Annotated in this window: 18 protein-coding genes; 5 read left to right on the top strand and 13 right to left on the bottom strand. The window is 66.2% G+C overall.

The genetic code is table 11. The features are described from left to right. Positions 1–198: 198 nt before the first annotated feature. From sucD to sdhC, 11 genes are all read right to left on the bottom strand, one after another. The gene (sucD, locus tag CA236_RS04785; RefSeq protein ID WP_046411381.1) at positions 199–1083 is read right to left on the bottom strand and encodes a succinate--CoA ligase subunit alpha; all 885 of its coding nucleotides are present in this window, start codon (positions 1081–1083) and stop codon (positions 199–201) included. Between the two features lie 69 nt (positions 1084–1152). Further along, positions 1153–2115, bottom strand: a complete 963-nt coding sequence (mdh, locus tag CA236_RS04780) for a malate dehydrogenase (RefSeq protein WP_046411380.1) — start codon at positions 2113–2115, stop codon at positions 1153–1155. A gap of 129 nt (positions 2116–2244) precedes the next feature. Further along, positions 2245–3339, bottom strand: a complete 1095-nt coding sequence (gene zapE, locus CA236_RS04775) for a cell division protein ZapE (protein ID WP_046411378.1) — start codon at positions 3337–3339, stop codon at positions 2245–2247. A 163-nt stretch (positions 3340–3502) separates the two neighbouring features. Further along, a complete protein-coding gene (locus CA236_RS04770; RefSeq protein ID WP_125944745.1) occupies positions 3503–3952 on the bottom strand; it encodes a PaaI family thioesterase in 450 nt (149 codons plus the stop codon). 141 nt (positions 3953–4093) lie between these two features. Further along, the gene (locus CA236_RS04765) at positions 4094–4876 is read right to left on the bottom strand and encodes a succinate dehydrogenase iron-sulfur subunit (protein WP_046411375.1); all 783 of its coding nucleotides are present in this window, start codon (positions 4874–4876) and stop codon (positions 4094–4096) included. A gap of 14 nt (positions 4877–4890) precedes the next feature. Beyond that, complete coding sequence (creD, locus tag CA236_RS04760) at positions 4891–6270, bottom strand: cell envelope integrity protein CreD (RefSeq protein ID WP_125944744.1); 1380 nt, start codon at positions 6268–6270, stop codon at positions 4891–4893. 97 nt (positions 6271–6367) lie between these two features. Then, positions 6368–6940, bottom strand: a complete 573-nt coding sequence (locus CA236_RS04755; RefSeq protein ID WP_046411371.1) for an ATP-dependent Clp protease proteolytic subunit — start codon at positions 6938–6940, stop codon at positions 6368–6370. An 89-nt stretch (positions 6941–7029) separates the two neighbouring features. Then, a complete protein-coding gene (locus tag CA236_RS04750; RefSeq protein ID WP_125944743.1) occupies positions 7030–8004 on the bottom strand; it encodes a C13 family peptidase in 975 nt (324 codons plus the stop codon). Positions 8005–8164: 160 nt separating this feature from the next. Continuing rightward, positions 8165–9967, bottom strand: a complete 1803-nt coding sequence (sdhA, locus tag CA236_RS04745; RefSeq protein WP_125944742.1) for a succinate dehydrogenase flavoprotein subunit — start codon at positions 9965–9967, stop codon at positions 8165–8167. Then, entirely contained in the window at positions 9967–10347 is a 381-nt protein-coding gene (gene sdhD / locus CA236_RS04740; RefSeq protein ID WP_046411367.1) for a succinate dehydrogenase, hydrophobic membrane anchor protein, read from the bottom strand. Before sdhD ends, sdhA begins: the two co-directional genes overlap by 1 nt. Beyond that, positions 10347–10772 carry a succinate dehydrogenase, cytochrome b556 subunit gene (sdhC, locus tag CA236_RS04735; RefSeq protein WP_241212520.1) on the bottom strand — a complete coding sequence of 142 codons (426 nt, stop codon included), beginning with the start codon at positions 10770–10772 and terminating at the stop codon, positions 10347–10349. The genes sdhD and sdhC overlap by 1 nt, the downstream gene beginning before the upstream one ends. 182 nt (positions 10773–10954) lie before the next feature. Between sdhC and CA236_RS04730 the strand changes: the two genes are divergently transcribed. The 4 genes from CA236_RS04730 (at position 10955) to CA236_RS04715 (ending at position 15457) form a co-directional block, all read left to right on the top strand. Then, the gene (locus tag CA236_RS04730) at positions 10955–12310 is read left to right on the top strand and encodes a methyl-accepting chemotaxis protein (RefSeq protein ID WP_231622017.1); all 1356 of its coding nucleotides are present in this window, start codon (positions 10955–10957) and stop codon (positions 12308–12310) included. A 71-nt stretch (positions 12311–12381) separates the two neighbouring features. After that, positions 12382–13728 (top strand): methyl-accepting chemotaxis protein, encoded by a 1347-nt coding sequence (locus tag CA236_RS04725; RefSeq protein WP_125944740.1) that lies wholly within the window; start codon positions 12382–12384, stop codon positions 13726–13728. Positions 13729–13794: 66 nt separating this feature from the next. Beyond that, entirely contained in the window at positions 13795–14496 is a 702-nt protein-coding gene (locus CA236_RS04720) for an SDR family oxidoreductase (protein WP_046411362.1), read from the top strand. A 16-nt stretch (positions 14497–14512) separates the two neighbouring features. Continuing rightward, positions 14513–15457, top strand: coding sequence for a 50S ribosomal protein L11 methyltransferase (locus CA236_RS04715; protein ID WP_125944739.1), 945 nt, complete (start codon positions 14513–14515; stop codon positions 15455–15457). Between the two features lie 33 nt (positions 15458–15490). Here CA236_RS04715 and CA236_RS04710 read toward each other — a convergent pair whose 3' ends face one another. Beyond that, a complete protein-coding gene (locus tag CA236_RS04710; RefSeq protein WP_241212519.1) occupies positions 15491–17005 on the bottom strand; it encodes an acetyl-CoA hydrolase/transferase family protein in 1515 nt (504 codons plus the stop codon). Positions 17006–17114: 109 nt separating this feature from the next. Between CA236_RS04710 and CA236_RS04705 the strand changes: the two genes are divergently transcribed. Continuing rightward, positions 17115–17990: a LysR family transcriptional regulator gene (locus CA236_RS04705; RefSeq protein ID WP_125944738.1), complete on the top strand. Its 876-nt coding sequence runs from the start codon at positions 17115–17117 to the stop codon at positions 17988–17990. Here CA236_RS04705 and phhA read toward each other — a convergent pair. Then, positions 17960–18832, bottom strand: coding sequence for a phenylalanine 4-monooxygenase (gene phhA / locus CA236_RS04700; RefSeq protein ID WP_125944737.1), 873 nt, complete (start codon positions 18830–18832; stop codon positions 17960–17962). The two genes, CA236_RS04705 and phhA, sit on opposite strands and share 31 nt — an antisense overlap. Positions 18833–18955 lie beyond the last annotated feature (123 nt).

Here is an 18955-nt window from a genome sequence, read left to right as displayed (position 1 = left end):
CACCAACTCCACTCCCTTCCCTCCGGCAGAGGGAGAGGGTCGCGCGGACGACGCCCAAGCGGGCACGTCCAAGCCGGGAGAGGGGCAGGGGTCACTGACCTTGGCAGGCACTGGCCTGCACGACCCCTCTCCATCTTCGTCTAGGCAACGACTTGCCTCGACTTAATATCCCCTCCCCGGCGGGGAGGGGGTGTCCAATCAACCCTTCAGCACCGACAGCAGCGTGGAGCCGAGCTCGCTCGGGCTTGCCGCCACCTTGATGCCGGCAGCTTCCATCGCCGCGATCTTGTCCTCGGCGCCGCCTTGGCCGCCCGAGACGATCGCGCCGGCGTGACCCATGCGGCGGCCCGGAGGCGCCGTACGGCCCGCGATAAAGCCGGCCATCGGCTTCTTGCGGCCACGCTTCGCTTCGTCGCGCAGGAACTGGGCTGCTTCTTCCTCGGCGCTGCCGCCGATTTCACCGATCATGATGATGGATTCGGTCGCATCGTCAGCGAGGAAGAGCTCGAGCACGTCGATGAAGTTCGTGCCGTTGACCGGGTCGCCGCCGATGCCGACCGCGGTGGTCTGACCCAGGCCGGCGTTCGAGGTCTGGAACACCGCCTCATAGGTCAGCGTGCCGGAGCGCGAGACGACGCCGACCGAGCCCTTCTTGAAGATGTTGCCCGGCATGATGCCGATCTTGCACTCGCCCGGCGTCAGCACGCCCGGGCAGTTCGGGCCGATGAGGCGCGACTTGGAGCCCGTCAGCGCACGCTTCACGCGCACCATGTCGAGCACCGGAATACCCTCGGTAATGCACACGATCAGCGGCACTTCGGCGTCGATCGCCTCAAGGATCGAATCCGCGGCGAAGGGCGGCGGGACGTAGATCACGCTGGCGTCGGCGCCGGTCTTCTCCACCGCCTCGGCAACGGTGTCGAACAGCGGCAGGCCGAGGTGGGTGCCACCACCCTTGCCCGGGGTGACGCCGGCGACCATCTGCGTGCCGTAGTCGAGCGCCGCCTGGGTGTGGAAGCTGCCGGTGTTACCGGTCATGCCCTGCGTGATGACCTTGGTATTCTTGTCGACGAGAATGCTCATTGGCTCTCCAATCACTCAACCCGGCGCGCGCGGCCGGATGCCGGCGCGCACCGGGTATTCAATCCGGCGTTATGCCAGGCTCTCGTCGATGCCCTTGCAGGCGACGAGCAGTTCCTTGACCGCGTCGACCGACACCTGAAGGTTGCCCTTGGCTTCGTCCGACAGCTTCACCTCGACGATCTTCTCGACGCCGCCGGCACCGATCACGACCGGGACGCCGACGTACAGGTCGTCGATGCCATACTGGCCGGTCAGGTGTGCTGCGGCCGGCAGGATGCGCTTCTGGTCATAGAGATAGGCCTCTGCCATCGCGATGCCGCTGGTGGCGGGCGCGTAATAGGCCGAGCCGGTCTTCAGCAGGGCAACGATCTCGCCGCCACCGCCGCGGGTGCGCTTCACGATCTCGTCGACCTTCTCCTTGGTGGAGAAGCCCATCTCGATCAGGTCGCTGACCGGGATGCCGGAGACGGTCGAATATTCGAGCACCGGGACCATCGTGTCGCCGTGGCCGCCGAGTACGAAGGTGTTCACGTCCTTCACCGACACCTTGAACTCGTCGGCGAGGAAGTGGCTGAAGCGCGCCGAGTCGAGCACGCCCGCCATGCCGACCACCTTGTTGTGCGGCAGGCCGGAGAATTCGCGCAGCGCCCAGACCATCGCGTCGAGCGGGTTGGTGATGCAGATGACGAATGCGTCGGGCGCATTGTCGCGAATGCCTTCGCCGACCGCCTTCATCACCTTCAGGTTGATGCCGAGCAGGTCGTCGCGGCTCATGCCCGGCTTGCGGGCGACACCGGCGGTGACGATGATCACGTCGGCGCCAGCGATGTCCTTATAGTCGTTCGAGCCGATGATCTTGGCGTCGAACCCTTCGACCGGGCCGCACTGCGACAGGTCAAGCGCCTTGCCCTGCGGTACGCCTTCGACCACGTCGAACAGAACGATGTCGCCAAGCCCCTTGAGGGCAGCGAGGTGCGCGAGCGTGCCGCCGATATTGCCGGCGCCGATCAGCGCGATCTTCTTGCGGGCCATCCAATCCCTTTCCGTAACGTGAGGTCGTGATTGGAGAGGTCGGGTACGCCCTTTGGTCAGTCTGCACAAGCCACTAAAGGCGCATAGGGCGCTTTTAATCAATAAGCGTTCTCAATAGCAATAAGGCTTTCACTCGGCGCCATGGCCTTGTGCCAGATAGTCCTCGGATCGCATTTCCTCGAGCCGGCTGACGGTGCGCTGAAATTCGAACCGTCCGTCGCCAACGGGGTAGAGATCGGCGGGTTCCGCATCCGCCGCGGCGAGGAGCTTCACCTTATATTCGTAGAGCGCGTCGATCAGGCTGACGAAGCGTGCGGCCTCGTTTCGGTTCTCCGGGCCGAGGACGGGGATGCCGACGAGGATCACGGTGTGGAAGCGGCGCGCGATGGCTAGATAGTCGGCGCTGCCGCGCGCTTCGCCGCACAGCTTCTTGAAGCTGAAGACGGCGACGCCCTTCAGCGATTTTGGGACGCGCAGCGAGCGGCCCTGAACGATGAGGTCCTCGCTGGGCACGTGGTCGCGATCTTCGGGCGGATAGTCGGTGAGGCGGAAGAACGCTGCCGACAGTTGCGCCGTCGCCTCCGGCCCGTTGGGCACGAGCCAGGTGTTTTGCTGGCCCAAGCGATCGCGGCGGTAATCGACCGGGCCGTTGAGCGCTAGCACGTCAAGCCGCTCCTGGATCAAGGCGATGAAGGGCAGGAAATGCTCGCGGTTGAGGCCGTTCTTGTAGAGGTCGGTAGGGACGCGGTTGCTCGTCGTCACCACCGTCACCCCCGCCTCGATCATCGCAGTGAACAGGCGCGAGAGGATCATCGCGTCGGGCGAATTGTTGACGATCATCTCGTCAAAGGCGAGCAATTGCGCTTCCTCTGCCAGCGCGGCGGCTACGGGAAGGATCGGGTCGCCCGCCTCCTTGCGTCGCTCCGCCGCGATCCGGCCGTGCACCTCCAGCATGAACTCGCCGAAATGGACGCGGCGCTTTCGGGCGACGTTCACGTTGGCGAAGAACAGGTCCATCAGCATGGATTTGCCGCGGCCGACGTCGCCCCACATGTAGATGCCGCGCGGCGGAATCACTTTCTTGCGGAAGAAGCCGGTGGTGCGGGGATGTTCGAGCTCGACGGCCAGCGAGTCGAGCCGCGCCGCCGCGGCGGCCTGTTCGGGATCGGGCCGCAACTCCCCGGCGGCAATCAGGGCTTCATAGGCGTTGAGAACTGCGGCCACGACAAACTCCGTTGGGGGAAGGGGGCTCCCCACTGCGCCGACATGGGAGCGCCGGCGAGTTTCGCGCAGGGGCGTGCGGACGGATCGTGCCTGAGGTGCCGGTTCGCCGCGGCCGCGCGAGTATTTTGTGGGCCCTTTAGGAGATTGTGCACCGCGAGGCCAGTTAACGCTTCGTCGGCTTCCGGATCGTGCCGGAAAATTCCGCCACCGGGCCGTCGCCCTGTACCACCAAGCCGCGCATGAACAGCAGGCGGCCGGTTTCGCGCAGCAATTCGACCTGCGCCTCCAGCGGGTCGCCGATCTTTCCTGCGCCGACGAAATGCGTGTTCAGGTCCAGCGTCACCGCGGTGCCCGCCTCGATCAGGCCGAAGCTGCGCGCGGCGGCGAAGAGCGCGACGTCGATGAACCCGAGCATCGCGCCGCCGTGCACATTGTTGCCGAGGTTGGAGTGGCGCCGTTCGGGCAGCATGCGGACACGGCAGGCGCCGTCCTCGACGCGGACCATCATGTCGCCGAGGAAGGTATTGTAACGATCCGAATTCTTGGGGCCCCAGCGGTGCCACCCGGGATGGTCGGGATGTTCCTCGTACAAAAATTCCGGCTTGTCAGTCATGGCGCCGCTTGTCCTGAGCGTGTCGGCTGGCGTGTCAGGGATGACACGGCGGGGGCGTGCGTCGGGAGGACCGGCACAAGCGGGCGAGATGGCTCCCGACAAAAAGAAGGGAGCCGTGCGGCTCCCTTCTGGATGCGTGGATCAGAGAACCCGCTCGACTTCCATCTTCTTGATCTCGGCGATCGCCTTGGCCGGGTTCAGGCCCTTGGGGCAGGTGTTCGCGCAGTTCATGATCGTGTGGCAGCGATAGAGGCGGAACGGATCCTCCAGGCTGTCGAGCCGCTCGCCGGTCATCTCGTCACGGCTGTCTGCGAGCCAACGATAGGCCTGGAGCAGGATTGCTGGCCCCAGGAACTTGTCGGAGTTCCACCAGTAGCTCGGGCACGAGGTCGAGCAGCAGGCGCACAGGATGCACTCGTAGAGACCGTCGAGCTTTGCGCGGTCCTCCGGCGACTGCAGTCGCTCCTTGCCGGCGGGCGGCGGGGTCACCGTCTTCAGCCAGGGCTGGATCGAGGCATATTGCGCGTAGAAGTGCGTGAAGTCGGGGACCAGGTCCTTGATCACGTCCATCGCCGGCAGCGGGGTGATCTTCACCTCGCCCCTCACGTCCTCGATCGCGGTGGTGCAGGCGAGGCCGTTCTTGCCGTCGATGTTCATCGAGCAGGAGCCGCAAATGCCCTCACGGCACGAACGGCGGAACGTCAGCGACGAATCCTGCTCGCTCTTGATCTTGATCAGCGCGTCCAGAACCATCGGGCCGCATTCGTCGAGGTTCACCTCGAACGTGTCGTAGCGCGGGTTCTCGCCGCTGTCCGGATCGTAGCGGTAGATCTTGAAGTTGCGCATCGTCCCGCCCGGTTCAGGCGAGGGAATCTTGCGACCGCCCTTGATCTTGCTGTTCGCCGGCAGGGTGAATTCGGCCATTTTCCGTTCCCGCTTCAGTCGGTTGAGGACTGGGCGCGCAAACCGCTCCAGTCGAGGTTACGCGTCAGATACATAACACCGGCCAAGGCCGCAAACAGAAGCAGCGATCCGATGAGCAGCGAATAGGCTTCGAGGTTCAGCAGGACGTACAAAATGGCGTACAGCGCCGCCAGCAGGGCCGCGATGTAGCCCGCGCGGCGCCAGCTGCGGAGGACCGCAGCGGAATAGCTGGTGAGGAGCGCAATGATCGCCCCCGCCGCGATCAGATAGGCCAAGGTGAACCCCACGACCTCCGCAAAGGCGAGCAGGAGCGCGAAGAACAGCACCAGCCCGGCGCCGACCAGCAGATATTCGACCGGCGACACGCGCACTCCGCCGATCACGTCGAACAGCAGAAAGGCGAGAAAGGTGAAGCCGATGAACAGGAAGCCGTATTTCACCGACCGGTTGACCTGGCTGTAGAGATCGACCGGGGAGACGAGCACGACGCGGGCCTCGTAGGCGTTGGCCGGAGTCGCCACTGGCTGACCATCGGACAGGTCGGGGCGCGACTCGGGCACGACGTCGCCGGACGAGACGAGGCTGCGTCCCAGCGCCAGATTGCCGACGCGCCAAGTGGCGGCGAAGCCGTCCGTGTTCACGCTTTGCGCGGTGGGAAGAAAGCCGCCCTGAAAGCTGGGGTGCGGCCAGGTGGAGGTCACGCGCCAGCGCGTGTCGCCCGCCTGTGGCGCCAGCGCGAGCCAGCCATTGCCGCGGAACGCGAAGCTGTACTGCACGCGGAGCGGTCGGCTGCGGATGCTGCCAGCGTCCAGCCAGGTGAAGAAGCCCGCGTTGTTGGTCGCCGGCGAGCCCTTTCCGGGTTGAAGGCGCAGTTGCTGGCCATCCACTGACACCATCGGCGGCCGCCCGAACAGTCCGCGCGGATCCTGCAGCCCGAAGCGGAGTTCCGCGCGATCGAAGGCGAGTTCGTCGGGGGTGATCCCGAAGCGGGCGAGATCAGGCGGCAGATCGAAGCGCGCGGTGCCCGTGGCCGCGGCCTCGAACACGACGGCTTCGTAGATCGACCGGCGCCGTCGTTCGGGGGTGAGTTGCGTGCTGAGATCGGCGACTTGAGGGGACAGCGTCAGCTCTCGCCAGAGCTGAGTGGTGCGGGTGACCTGACGGCCGCCCTCCGTGACCGTCTCGGCGGCTTGGGCCTGATAAGGGATGACGAGCACCGGCCCGGCGATCGTCTGCGGCCCGCCCCAGCCTCGCGCTATCGAGGCGCGGGCCGTGGCGGACTGATCCTGCCGATCATATACCAGCAGGTAGACGGCAAACAGCGGGATCGCGAGCAGCATGGCGATGAGGATCGCCATGCCCAGCTTGCGCCCGGGGGTCGGGTCTTTGCTCATTCCGCCTCGCTCGGTTGCCGGTTGCTTATCCGGCGGGCGCGGGTGCGTGACAAGGTGGAGATGGGCAAGGTGGAGGTGGAAGGCTGCCCGGGCAGCGTCAGATCAGGTCGAGGACCAGGCCAAGATCACGCGCCTCTTCCGCCTCGATATACCAGTTGGACGGCGCCTTTGCCTTCAGGGTTTCGAGCGTTACCTGCGAGCCTTCGACAAGGGCGGCGAACCCTTCGTCCTGGATGCGGATCGAATCCTCGATCTCGTTCAGCTTGGCCAGCAGGACGGGGGCCAGGGTGTTGAGCGGGCCGGACAGCTGGATGGTCGAATTCATCAGCCGTTCGTGGATCATCAAACGCGTGCCGCGCGTCAGGAAGCGCTTGTCGGCGGGGAAAGCGGACATGAAGGTGGCGCCGGCCGAGTAAACAGCGACCTTGCCAAGAAAAAGCGTCTCACGGCCGGTATATTCGCGCAGCAGGCGTACCGTATCGCCCATCGCGCGGGCCATTTCCGGATCGCCCCCCAAGGTTGTGATCGAGAAGATCAATGGGCCATCGGATGGTGCCGCGGCGACCTGATCCTTGAAGCTTGCGTACATGGCCTCGTCGACCGTGCCGTAAAGCTGGACATGCGGGCTGGCGAGGAGCGGATAGTTGCTGGCGTTGCCGGTGGAGTTCATGGCGACGCGAACCGCGAATGGGGCGCACCGGTTCCGAGGTGGCGGAAAATATCGCGCGCTGCGGTGGCGGTTTGGTTTCACAGCGGGGGCTAATGCTGCGCCATCAACACCGCGTTGGCCGGGCGGCCGACCGGCGCGGTTGCACTGCGCGGCGCGCGGGCGTCGAGCACCGCCAGCCAGCGCGCCGCGCCGGCGCCGATCGCGACCTGCGGCTGCGAAGGCTCAAGCCGGCCGTCGCGTTCCCACGTCGCGATGGTGCTGGTGGCTTCCTGGACGGCGGCGGCGAGCGGCTTTGGCTGGCGGAGCGCGCGATTGACGAGCGCGTCACCAAAGAAGGTCCAGTCATTGTTGGCGACACAGCCGAAGGAGCTTCGATCCCACGAGGCGGCGGTGATGATCGCGGTGGTATCACTGGAGAGGAGCGGTACGAAGACGCCGGCGTAACAGGCGGAAATCATGATCAGCCGATTGCGGATGCCGAGCTGGGACAGGGTCTGCCACAGCCGCGCCGGCGAGATCGCGCCAAAGCCCTGGTCGGCGTCATTGTAGACGATGCCGAAGCGTGCGCCGTGGCTGGTGGTGTAGAGGATCAGCACATCCTCGTTCACGTCCATAAGCTCGGCCACGCGGGCGAGCGCGACGTCGAGATTGGAAGGGGAGCCCATGGGCAACGCGCTGTCCGCCCTGCCGTCGGTGCCGGCGAGGACGATCGTGCGTCCTTCGGCGCCATAGCGGCGCGCCAGGACCTTCGCCGCCTCTCGCGCCTCGCGGCCGAACACCGGGTCACTGTCCAGCGCGGCGCTGATGACGAAGGCGTCGGTGGTACCCTTGCGGTGCGGCTGCACCGTGGCGAGCATGGCGGCGAGGCGGCGATGCTCAGCCAGCTGCCACCCGGCCTTGCGATCATATTCGATCGCGCCGCCCTGATCGGCGAGCTGGACAAGTTCCGCCTCGCCACCGCGCGCAATCAGCGGGGCGGGGCGGCTGTGCTGGGGAGGGATATAGGTCTGCGCCGGCACCGAACCGGCGCAGGCGGCAAGAAAGACGGTCAGCAACCTCTTCATCGCGAGCCCCCTCCACAATGGAAGGAGTGTCGCGGTGGGCGGCGATTGGAGTCAATAGTTTACCGCCGCGCAACATTCGAAATATTGCGCGATGTGGCCGCAGATACTTGAGTTCGTTTCCCGGCGATGAGGCGCGGCCCGGAAGGCCGCGCCATCTGCCTTAGTACACCCGCTTCTTCGGCTTGATGTACTCGGCGTCGTCGGTGAGCGTGTAATCGTGCACCGGACGGTAATCGAGCGAGCAGCTGCCGCCCTTGCCGCCCCAGCCATCGAAGGTCGCGATGGTGTGCTTCATCCAGTTCACGTCGTCGCGCTCGGGATAATCCTCGTGCATGTGCGCGCCGCGGCTTTCCTTGCGGTTCTCCGCACCGCGCATCGTCACGACCGCCTGGCTGATGAGGTTGTCCAGCTCGAGCGTCTCGACGAGGTCGGTGTTCCAGATCAGCGAGCGATCCTTGATGCCGACGTCCTCCATCGACTTGTAGATCGCGTCGATCTTGGTAACGCCCTCGGAAAGCAGCTCGCTGTCGCGGAACACCGCGGCATGGCGCTGCATCGTCTTCTGCATCTCGGCGCGAATCTTCGCCGTGGGCGAACCGCCGGTCGAATTGCGGAAATGATCGAGCCGGCCGAGCGCCATCTCTTCCGAGCCCTTGGGCAGCGGATTGTGCGGCGTGTTGGGCTTCAGCGTTTCCTTGAGGCGCAGGCCGGTGGCGCGGCCGAACACCACAAGGTCGATCAGCGAGTTGGAGCCGAGGCGGTTCGCGCCGTGCACCGACACGCAGGCTGCCTCGCCGACCGCGAACAGGCCCGGGACGACCGCGTCCGGATCACCGTCCTTCAGCTGGACGACTTCGCCGTGATAGTTAGTCGGGATACCGCCCATATTGTAGTGGACGGTCGGCGTGACGGGGAGCGGCTGGCGGGTAAGGTCCACGCCGGCGAAGATCTTGCCCGTCTCGGTGATGCCCGGCAGGCGTTCCGCCAGCACCTTCGGATCGATGTGATCGAGGTGAAGGAAGATGTGGTCCTTGTCCTTGCCGACGCCGCGGCCCTCGCGCATTTCCGCCGCCATCGAGCGCGACACGACGTCACGGCTGGCAAGGTCCTTCGCGCTCGGCGCGTAACGCTCCATGAAGCGCTCGCCCTCGGAATTGGTGAGGTAGCCGCCTTCGCCGCGCGCACCTTCGGTGATGAGGACGCCCGCGCCGTAGATGCCGGTCGGGTGGAACTGCACGAATTCCATGTCCTGCAGCGGCAGGCCGGCACGCAGCGCCATGCCGTTGCCGTCGCCGGTGCAGGTATGCGCCGACGTCGCCGACTGGTACACGCGGCCACCGCCGCCCGTCGCCAGCACCACCGCATGGGCACGGAAGCGATGGATCTGCCCCGTTTCCATGTTCAGCGCGATCACGCCGCGGCACGCGCCGTTCTCCATGATGAGATCGAGCGCGAAAAATTCGATGTAGAAGTCCGCGTCATACTTCAGCGATTGCTGGTACAGCGCGTGGAGCATGGCATGGCCGGTGCGGTCGGCGGCGGCGCAGGTGCGCTGCACCGGCGGGCCTTCGCCCATGTTTTGCATGTGGCCGCCGAACGGACGCTGGTAGATCGTCCCGTCCTCGTTGCGGCTGAACGGCACGCCGGCGTGCTCCAGCTCGTACACTGCGGCGGGGGCCTCGCGCACCATGTACTCGATCGCGTCCTGGTCACCGAGCCAGTCGGAACCCTTGACGGTATCGTACATGTGCCAGGACCAGTGATCCGGCGAGTTGTTGCCGAGGCTCGCCGCGATGCCGCCCTGCGCCGCCACGGTGTGGCTGCGGGTCGGGAACACCTTGGTGATACAGGCGGTCTTGAGGCCCGCCTCCGCGATGCCCATCGTGGCGCGGAGGCCAGAGCCGCCGGCGCCGACGACGACCGCGTCGTACGTATGGTCGATGATCTGGTAAGCGGCGGGCATCAATTTGCTCCGAAGGCGATCTTCAGGATCGCGAAAAGGGCGGTGCCGGTGACGGCAGCAGTGAACAGGTTGAGGAGGACCATGGCGACGACGCGGCGTTCGTCACGCTGGTAATCCTCGATCACCACCTGAAGCCCGAGGCGGAAGTGGTAGAAGACCGAGACGACCAGCAGGATCATCGGGATCGCGACCCAAGCCGAGGACAGCCAGTCGCGCATCGTGCCGTAATCGTAGCCGGGGCGACGGGCGAGCGAGATCATCAGCCAGCTCATCAGCAGGATGTTCGATCCCGCCGTGATCTTCTGATGCCACCAGTGATGCGGACCTTCGTGCGCGCTGCCGAGGCCGCGGACGCGGCCGATCGAGGTTCCCGTACCCATTACTTGGTTCCCACGTAGAGCCAGAAGGCGAGGGTAAGCAGCGTCGAGCCGACGAAGGTGAGCCGCGCGAGGTTGCGGTTCAGCTTCAACTCGAACGCGGCGCCGGTATCCAGCACGAGGTGGCGGATACCGCTCATCATGTGCTGGAACAGGCTGAACGTCAGGCCGACTCCGATGACCCAGCCCAGGATGTTCAGACGGCCATCCGACAGGGTGAAGACGTCGCGGAACGTGGCATAGGTCTCTGCCCCCGACGCCAGCGCGGCGAGGAACCAGACGAGCAGCAATGCCCCCAGTGTCGCCATCCCGCTACCGGTGGCGCGGTGCAGGATCGACACCGTCATCGCCGCGCTCCAGCGGTAATGGAGGGCGAGCGGGCCGCTGAAGAGATGCGGACTTTTGGGGCGGGCGGGTTTTGTGGCCAAGGCTACGGTTTCCTGCGGTAAGCCGACGGTTTGGCGCGGTCTATGAGACCCGAGGGCCGATGTTGCAAGCGGGAGTGACCTCCTGCGAATGAATCGCATGGCGGATGGGCGCCGCGCCTCAACCAGCACTTAACGATCAATCCCCTATGACCCGGCCGATAATGAACCGGGAGCGCAACAACTTGTCCGCCGATCTGCCAGCACCAGGCCAACTGGCCCGCTCGATCGATCTCGACACCCGCCTGCGGGCGTTCGACTTTGACGGCACGCTTTCGACCGCGTCGCGAGAGGTGTGGGACGTGCTGGAACCCGAGGTGCGCCAGATCGCCGAGGCGTATTGGGAACATGGCCGGCGGTGCTTCCACGAGGAGAAATCCTGGGTCGAACAGGACGCCGCCAGGATGATCGATCTGGGCTGTGCGTTCTTGCAGGATCGTTTCCTGCGTACCGACCAACGTGCGTGGGTCGAATCGATCGAGCGATCGGTGGCTGCCGCCTATCAGAGGCAGGTCTCACCGCTGGCGTTGCTGTCGATGATCAGCGCAAGCGATCGCGCGGCGCTGCGCGTCCTGATGGCGCGGTGCGAACCAGCGGACCCGCGCCTGCCGGTCATGATCGACACGCTGATGCGGCTGTCGGCGCTGGAAGGGGAGATCACCGTCGCGCTGTACGGCGACTATCGCAAGCACAGCTCGCAGACTGCACGCGATCGCCTGGCGGCGGATTTCCGAGGGGGAATCGCGACGACGGTCGGCGATGCGACGGCCGAGGGGGCGACGCTGCGCGACCAGGCATCCACCGCCTCCCGGTCGGCGCGAGGCGTTCTGGGGAAGGCGAGCGAGGTGGCGGCGGCGGCCGAACAATCCGCGCTGGCGATGCGCGATGCAGCCTCCACGGCCGCGGGGCTGATCCGCGCGATCGGCGATGCACGAAGCGAGGTGGAGGCGGCGGCGGATATCGCGACGCGGGCGGCGGTCCAGGCCGACGAGGCGGTCGGCGTGACGGAGATGCTGAATGACCATGCCAAGTCGATCGAGTCGATCCTTGGCCTGATCCGCGACATTGCCGGGCAGACCAACCTGCTTGCGTTGAACGCAACCATCGAGGCGGCACGCGCGGGGGACGCGGGGCGCGGCTTTGCCGTGGTGGCGCAGGAGGTGAAGAGCCTGGCCAGCCAGACGGCGCGCGCCACGGACGATATCGCCGCGAAGATCACCGCGATCCAGACCGCCACTCAGGTGACCGTGAACGCCAATGTCGGCATTCGCGCGACCGTCGACGAGGTGCAGGTGTCCGCGACGCGCATTCGCGACGCGATGGAGGCGCAGGCGCATACTGTGACGGCAATCACTGCGGCGGTCGACGAAACGGCGCTCGCGGCGGATTCCATGTCCAGCACGATCGCAGCGATCCATTCGGACACCGAAGCGGTCGCAGGTGAGATCGACTCGCTTGGCGCCGGGTTCGACCGACTGGCGGGGCGCCTGGTCCTGCTCAATCGAAGCGCCGGTGACTTTGCCGAGCGCGTGGCGGCCTGACGATAGGGCAGGATGGACGATGCCCCGGCGGAGACACGGGGCACGCGAGATAATCAAGGGGAGGAACCACGATGCCGATCTGGGACAGTGTGGCCCGTTCGATCGCGGCGCAGGTTCGCGAATATGACTGGGATGGCACCATTGGTGCCGCGGCGGCGGACATCGACGCTCTGCTGACCGCTGCCGATTGCGAGGATATCGCCCACGCATTCTGGCAGCAGTACCGGAGCCTTCCGGCGACGAAGAAGATGCTGGAGGGGATCGAGGACGTCTGGCTGCAGCGCCAGCTGGCGCGGAGCGCACGCTACATGCGGATGAAATATTCTGCGCCGTTCGATGAGCAATGGGGGCGGTCGGCCACCAAACATGCGGAGATGACGCGCGAAACGGGCGTGCCGCTGGCGGCGCTGCTTTCCGCGCTGGCCTTTGCCCATGCCCGGACGCTGGCGATCCTGGAGACTCGCGTTGAAGGGGACGTGGCGCGGATGCGGCGCTTGTCCGATGTTGTTCAGCGACTGGCGCTGATCGAGGCGGATGTCATGGCGGCGCATCTTGGCCGTAGCGAGCGGGCGCAGGTGGCGGAGGAACGCGCCGCCCATGCTGCGGCCTTTCGCCTGCATATCGCCGATGCGATCGAGGGGGCGGCGGTACTGGGGGAACGCGTGCGTGCGCAGGCGGCGAGTGCCACACAGTCGGTCGGATCGATGGTCGGGCGCGGCGCCGAAGTGGCGGCCGCGGCCGGCGAGTCGGCGCTTGCCATGCGCGATGCGGCGTCGACCGCAGCGGGGCTGATCCTGGCGATCGAGGATGCGCGCGGCGAAGTGGAGGCGGCAGCCGACATCGCGTCGCAGGCGGCGGCGCAGGCGGACCGGGCGGTCACGGTCAGTGAGGCGCTGAGCGCCCATGCCAAGTCGATCGAGTCCATCCTGGCGTTGATCCGCACCATTGCGGGGCAGACCAACCTGCTGGCGCTGAATGCCACGATCGAGGCGGCGCGGGCGGGGGATGCCGGGCGTGGCTTTGCCGTGGTGGCGCAGGAGGTGAAGAGCCTGGCTAGCCAGACCGCGCGGGCCACCGACGATATCGCGGCGCAGATCGGCGCGATCCAGGCCGCAACTCAGGTCACGGTAGAATCGAGCGCCAGCGTCCGCGCGACCATCGATGACGTGAAAACGTCGGCCACCAGGATCCGGCGGGCGATGGAGGCGCAGGCGCAGACCGTGACCGCGATTACCGCTGCCGTCGACGAGACCGCGCTGGCGGCGGACGCAACCGCGGGCAACATGACCGCGATTATGCGCGAGGGGGCGGGCCTGGCACGCGACGTCGATACGCTGGGCACCGAATTCGCGGCGATCGATGATCGGCTTGCCTCGCTGCGCAGCGCGGCGGAGGAATTCAGCGCGAAAGTTGCCTGACGGTCGTTTCGGTCAACGAGGCGGTGCCGGGATGACGGGCTGCTTGCCAGCTTCTATGGACGCGGCATGACCAATGTTCTTCTTACGGGTGCTTCGCGCGGCATCGGGGCTGCTGCCCGCAGCGCATTGTCCGGCAGCGCGACGGTTCTGGGGCAGGCGACGCGCGACGCGGACGGCCTGATTGCCGCCGATCTGGACACGCCGGGTGCTGCCGCAGCCTTGTGGGCGGAAACGATCGAGCGTCTGGGGCATGTCGATGTGCTCATCAACAATGCTGGCGTGTTCGAGGCCAATCCACTCGACAGCGCGGATGACGAATGGCTTGCCGGGTGGGAGCGCACGATGCGCATCAACCTGACCGGCGCGGCGCAATTGTGCCGCCTCGCGGTGCGTCACTGGCACGAGCGCGGTGTCGGCGGGCGGATCGTCAATGTCGCCAGTCGCGCCGCCTATCGCGGCGACAGCCCGGCGCACTGGCATTACGCCGCGTCAAAGGCCGGCATGGTGGCGATGACGAAGACGATCGCGCGCGCCTATGCAAAGGACGGCATCCTGGCGTTCGCCATCTGCCCCGGCTTTACCATGACGGGCATGGCGGATGATTATCTCGCCAGCCGCGGGGGCGACAAATTGCTGGCGGACATTCCGCTCGGCCGGGTCGCCATGCCTGATGAAGTGGGCGAGATGATCCGCTGGCTCGCGCTTGATGCGCCCGAGTCGATGACGGGCGCGGTTCTGGACGTGAACGGGGCCAGCTATGTCCGCTGAGGAGGCAAATGCGTCCATGAGCGGCGCGGTGGACAGCTGGCGCGTGTCGCTGCCATGCACGCGCGCGGAAGCCGAGGCGATCGACGCGGCGGATGACCTCGCGATCGACGCCGTTCTGATGACCACCGAGGAGGTGGAGGACGATCGCGAGCGGTGGCGGCTGGACGCTTATATGGAGCGCGAGCCGGACGCGGCGGCGCTGGCGGCGATTTGCGCGCTCGTGCCCAGCGCGTCGGGCACGGCGCCAACCGTCACTGCCCTTGCCGAACAGGATTGGGTGGCGCTGTCGCAGGAGGGGCTGGAGCCGATCCGCGAAGGACGGTTCGTCGTCCATACCAGCGCGCATCCCACGGCGGCGCCGGAGGGAGGATGCGCGCTGCTGATCGACGCTGGCCGCGCCTTCGGCACGGGGCACCATGCGACGACCAGCGGCTGCCTCGCGATGCTCGACGGGCTGGCGGAGAGGAGCCTCGCACGGATCATCGACGTGGGCACGGGTACCGGCGTGCTGGCCTTTGCCGCTGCTTTCCTGTGGCCGGACGCGACGATCGTCGCGACGGACATCGATCCGGCGGCGGTCGAGGTGACGCGCGCGAATGCCGCCGCGAACGGGATCGCGGATCTGGAACTGCTGGTGGCGGACGGCGCGCTGCATGACGCGATCACGGAACGCGGGCCTTATGACCTGGTGATCGCCAATATCCTGGCCGGGCCGCTGGTTTCGATGGCGCCGGAGCTTGCGGCTATTGCAGCACCGGGAGCAGCCATCGTCCTTGCCGGGTTGCTGGAGACTCAGCGCGGGCAGGTCATCGAGGCCTTTGCCGCTTGCGGTTGTACGCTGGAGGCGGTCGACCGGCGGGGGGACTGGACGATCCTGCGGCTGGCCGCTGGCGCCACGCGCTTCGTCCCCGCAACGCCGCCCGATCCCAAGGGGCGGGACGGCTGGGCGCTGGACCTCTGACCGTCCTCGGTCTTGCGTGATGATGCGGACGGGTCAGCCCGTCCGCATCGTTCCGTGCTCCATGAAGCGCTGGTGCCATGACAGCGCCTCGCCCGGCAGCGAGGGGGCATGGCGGCCGTAGGCGCCGCGCAGGGCGCGCTCATAATAATCGCGCAGGCCGTCGCGATAATCGGGATGGGCACAGCGGTCGATCACCAGCGCCGTGCGCTGCTTGGGCGGCAGGCCGCGCAGGTCGGCCAGGCCCTGCTCGGTCACGAGTACCGCGACATCCTGCATGATGTGATCGACGTGCGAGACCTGCGGCACGATGGCGGAGATGGCGCCCCCCTTCGCCGTCGAGGGCGTCATGAAGATCGAGATAAAGGCATTGCGCGCAAAGTCGCCCGAGCCGCCAATGCCGTTCTGGATGCGCGATCCCATCACACAGGTGGAATTGACGTTGCCATAGATGTCCGCCTCGATCAGCCCGTTCATTGCCAGGCAGCCGAGACGACGGATCAGTTCAGGGTGATTGCTGATCTCCTGCGGACGCAGGATCATCTTGCTGCGATACCGCACCATCTCATCGTTGATCCGCTTCGCCGCGTCCGGGCTGAGCGAGAAGGCAGTGGCGGATGCCATGCGCAGGCGACCCGCGTCCATCAGGTCGAGCATGCCGTCCTGGATCACCTCGGTGTAGGCGGTCAGATCGTGGAACGGACCGTCCACCAGCCCGGTCAGGACAGCATTGGCGATGTTGCCGACGCCGGACTGGATCGGCAGCAAGGATGACGGCAGGCGTCCCTTGGTCACTTCATGCGCGAGGAACTCCAGCAGATGCTCCGCGATCGCCTTTGCCGAGGCGTCGGGCGGCGTGAAGGGGAGGTTGCGGTCGGGTGCGTCGGTCTCCACCACGGCCACGACCTTGTCCGGGTCGCAGCGCAGGTAAGGATCGCCGATGCGGTCGTCCGGGCGCAGCAGCGGGATCGGCACGCGGTTGGGCGGCAGCGCCGTGCCGTAATAGATGTCGTGCATCCCCTCCAGCGCCGGATTCTGCCAGCGGTTGACCTCAAGGATCACCGACTTGGCGCGATCGAGCCACGTCTTGTTGTTGCCGACTGAGGAGGAAGGGACGACGCTGCCGTCGGCGCGGATCGCCGTCACCTCGACGACCGCCACGTCGAGTTGGCCCAGAAACCCCTGCCAGGCCATCGGCGCGACCTGGCTCAGGTGCATGTCGAGATAGTCCATCTCGCCGCGATTGATGCGTTCACGCGCGATCGGATCCGAATTGTACGGCAGGCGAAGCTCGATCCCGTCGGCCTCTGCCAGCGCGCCATCCAGTTCGGGCCCAGTGGACGCGCCGGTCCACACCTTCACCCGCATCGGTCGCCCGGCGGCGTGTTCGGCAGAGATCCGCTTGGCGAGCGCGGTCGGCACTGCTTTTGGATAGCCGGAGCCGGTGAAGCCGCTCATGCCGACGGTGTCGCCCGCCTGTATGAACATCGCAGCGTCCTCCGGGGACATCACGCGGCTGCGCAAGGTGGGGTTGGCAATACGATCGATCACGTCTGGCTCCTCTCCGACCCCTCACGCGGGCCGTGCTGCCCTCATCATCTTAACGTTTGCGATAAACAATAGGTGCTTTCCGTGCAGGGCTTGAACTATATTCGTTCAAATGTCGGACCTGGTACGCACACTTCGCCTATTCCTGAACCTGCGTGACCAGGGCAGCTTTTCCGTCGTGGCCCGACAACAACGATTGAGCCACACGACGGTGGCACGCGCGATCGACGAACTGGAGGAGCGATTCGGCGTGCGGTTGTTTCACCGTTCGACCCGGCGGCTGCGCCTGACGCATGACGGCGAGCGGCTGGCCGAGCATGCGTTGCGGATCCTTGAGGATGTGGCCGCGGCGGAAGCGGATCTTGCCGGTGTCGTCGCGGCACAGGGTTTGGTACGTCTTGGTGTCACGACCGCGCTTGGCCTGCATTATGCGAGCAAGCTTGTCCGGCTGCGTGAAGCTCATCCGGGGCTGACGATCGAATTGATGGTGGCTGACTGGCGGGAGATGGCGGGCAATGAAGCGCTCGATCTGTGGCTGCGCGTCGGCGATGAGCCGGGCGGGAAGCGGCTGGGAGACGTGCCGCGCATGCTGGTTGCGGCGCCATCGTATCTTGCACCGCGCGGCGCTCCAGAGGCGGCCGGCGATCTCGCCGCGCACGATTGCCTCACCTATGGCTATGCGGCGCGGCCGGGCGGGTGGCCGATCGACGGCGCGACAGTTCGGCCGCGCGCCTGGCTGCGCGCGAACAGCAGCGAAGCGGTGCATCGGGCGGCGCTAAGCGGCCTCGGCATCGCGTTGCTGCCACACCTGCAGGTGGCTGAGGACCTTGCGGCAGGGCGGTTGGTGCCCGTGTTGCCGCAAGCAGTCATTCCGGCGATCCCGATCACGCTCATGACGGCGGCGCCGGCCGATCGCCTGCCGATCCGGGTGAAGGTGGTCGCCGATTTCCTGGCTGACTATTTTCCGGATGCGCGCGAGCGGGCGTAATCCTGCGTGCCGCGGGTGATCACCTCGTCGTCGCTGATGATCTGCGCGACGGGAATGTCCGGCTGTTCGCGCAGGCTGTCGTAGAGCGGTGCGAAATCGGTCTCGACGGTGACGCGCAGCAGTTCGTCGAAGCTGGGGATGACGAAGTAATTCTGCTGGAAGTCGTCGATGCGATAGTCGGTGCGCATGACGCGTGCGAGATCGAAGCGCAGCCGATGCGGCGACGGATCATCGAGCGCGAAGCGACTTTCGGCATAGCTGGAGACAATGCCCGAGCCGTAGATCCGCAGCCCGTCCGGCTCCGCGATCAGGCCGAATTCGACCGTGTACCAGTACAGGCGCCCGAGATATTTCAGCGCGTCGTGCTGCATGGCGCGCTGACCGCCGCGGCCATAAGCCTCGAGATAGTCCGCGAACACGGGGTCCGCGAGCATCGGGACGTGGCCGAACACGTCGTGGAACACATCCGGTTCCTGCAAATAATCCAGCTGATCCGGGCGGCGGATGAAATTGCCGGCGACGAAGCGGCGGTTGGCCATGTGATCGAAGAAAATCTCGTCGGGAACCAGGCCGGGCACGGCCACGACCTGCCAGCCGGTGAGCTTCATCAGCCGTTCGGACAGTTCCTCAAAATCGGGGATGCCGGGCTTCGACAGTTTCAGGACATCCAGCCCGCGCAGCCATGCGTCGGAGGCGCGGCCGGGCAGCAGCTTCGACTGGCGCGCGAAGAGCGTGTCCCAGGTGGCATGTTCCTCCGGCGTGTAGTGCGACCAGTTCTGCGGGACGGTCCAGTCCGAAGCAGCGCCCGGCGGCGGGGAGAGCACGGTGGAATGATCAGCCATTGGATCGACATAGCACAGGCCAGTCAGCCTGCAAGATGGTTGCATATGTAACCACCGCCCGGTTCGGTGGCAGTGGCACCGTTTCGGTGCCACTGCCACCGTTTCCCTGCGCATCGCTGCCAG

The sequence above is a fragment of the Sphingomonas sp. ABOLG genome (assembly GCF_003950435.1).
In the GTDB taxonomy this organism is placed as follows: Bacteria; Pseudomonadota; Alphaproteobacteria; order Sphingomonadales; family Sphingomonadaceae; genus Sphingomonas; species Sphingomonas panaciterrae.
This window is presented reverse-complemented; position numbering and strand designations above follow the sequence as displayed.

Coding starts and splice junctions, on each gene's coding strand:
- phhA (WP_125944737.1), bottom strand. CDS start 18,832: ATGGCTGATCATTCCACCGTGCTCTCCCCGCCGCCGGGCGCTGCTTCG.
- CA236_RS04715 (WP_125944739.1), top strand. CDS start 14,513: ATGAGCGGCGCGGTGGACAGCTGGCGCGTGTCGCTGCCATGCACGCGC.
- creD (WP_125944744.1), bottom strand. CDS start 6,270: ATGAGCAAAGACCCGACCCCCGGGCGCAAGCTGGGCATGGCGATCCTC.
- CA236_RS04725 (WP_125944740.1), top strand. CDS start 12,382: ATGCCGATCTGGGACAGTGTGGCCCGTTCGATCGCGGCGCAGGTTCGC.
- mdh (WP_046411380.1), bottom strand. CDS start 2,115: ATGGCCCGCAAGAAGATCGCGCTGATCGGCGCCGGCAATATCGGCGGC.
- CA236_RS04765 (WP_046411375.1), bottom strand. CDS start 4,876: ATGGCCGAATTCACCCTGCCGGCGAACAGCAAGATCAAGGGCGGTCGC.
- CA236_RS04750 (WP_125944743.1), bottom strand. CDS start 8,004: ATGAAGAGGTTGCTGACCGTCTTTCTTGCCGCCTGCGCCGGTTCGGTG.
- sdhA (WP_125944742.1), bottom strand. CDS start 9,967: ATGCCCGCCGCTTACCAGATCATCGACCATACGTACGACGCGGTCGTC.
- CA236_RS04705 (WP_125944738.1), top strand. CDS start 17,115: ATGTCGGACCTGGTACGCACACTTCGCCTATTCCTGAACCTGCGTGAC.
- CA236_RS04755 (WP_046411371.1), bottom strand. CDS start 6,940: ATGAACTCCACCGGCAACGCCAGCAACTATCCGCTCCTCGCCAGCCCG.
- CA236_RS04770 (WP_125944745.1), bottom strand. CDS start 3,952: ATGACTGACAAGCCGGAATTTTTGTACGAGGAACATCCCGACCATCCC.
- sdhD (WP_046411367.1), bottom strand. CDS start 10,347: ATGGGTACGGGAACCTCGATCGGCCGCGTCCGCGGCCTCGGCAGCGCG.
- sucD (WP_046411381.1), bottom strand. CDS start 1,083: ATGAGCATTCTCGTCGACAAGAATACCAAGGTCATCACGCAGGGCATG.
- CA236_RS04720 (WP_046411362.1), top strand. CDS start 13,795: ATGACCAATGTTCTTCTTACGGGTGCTTCGCGCGGCATCGGGGCTGCT.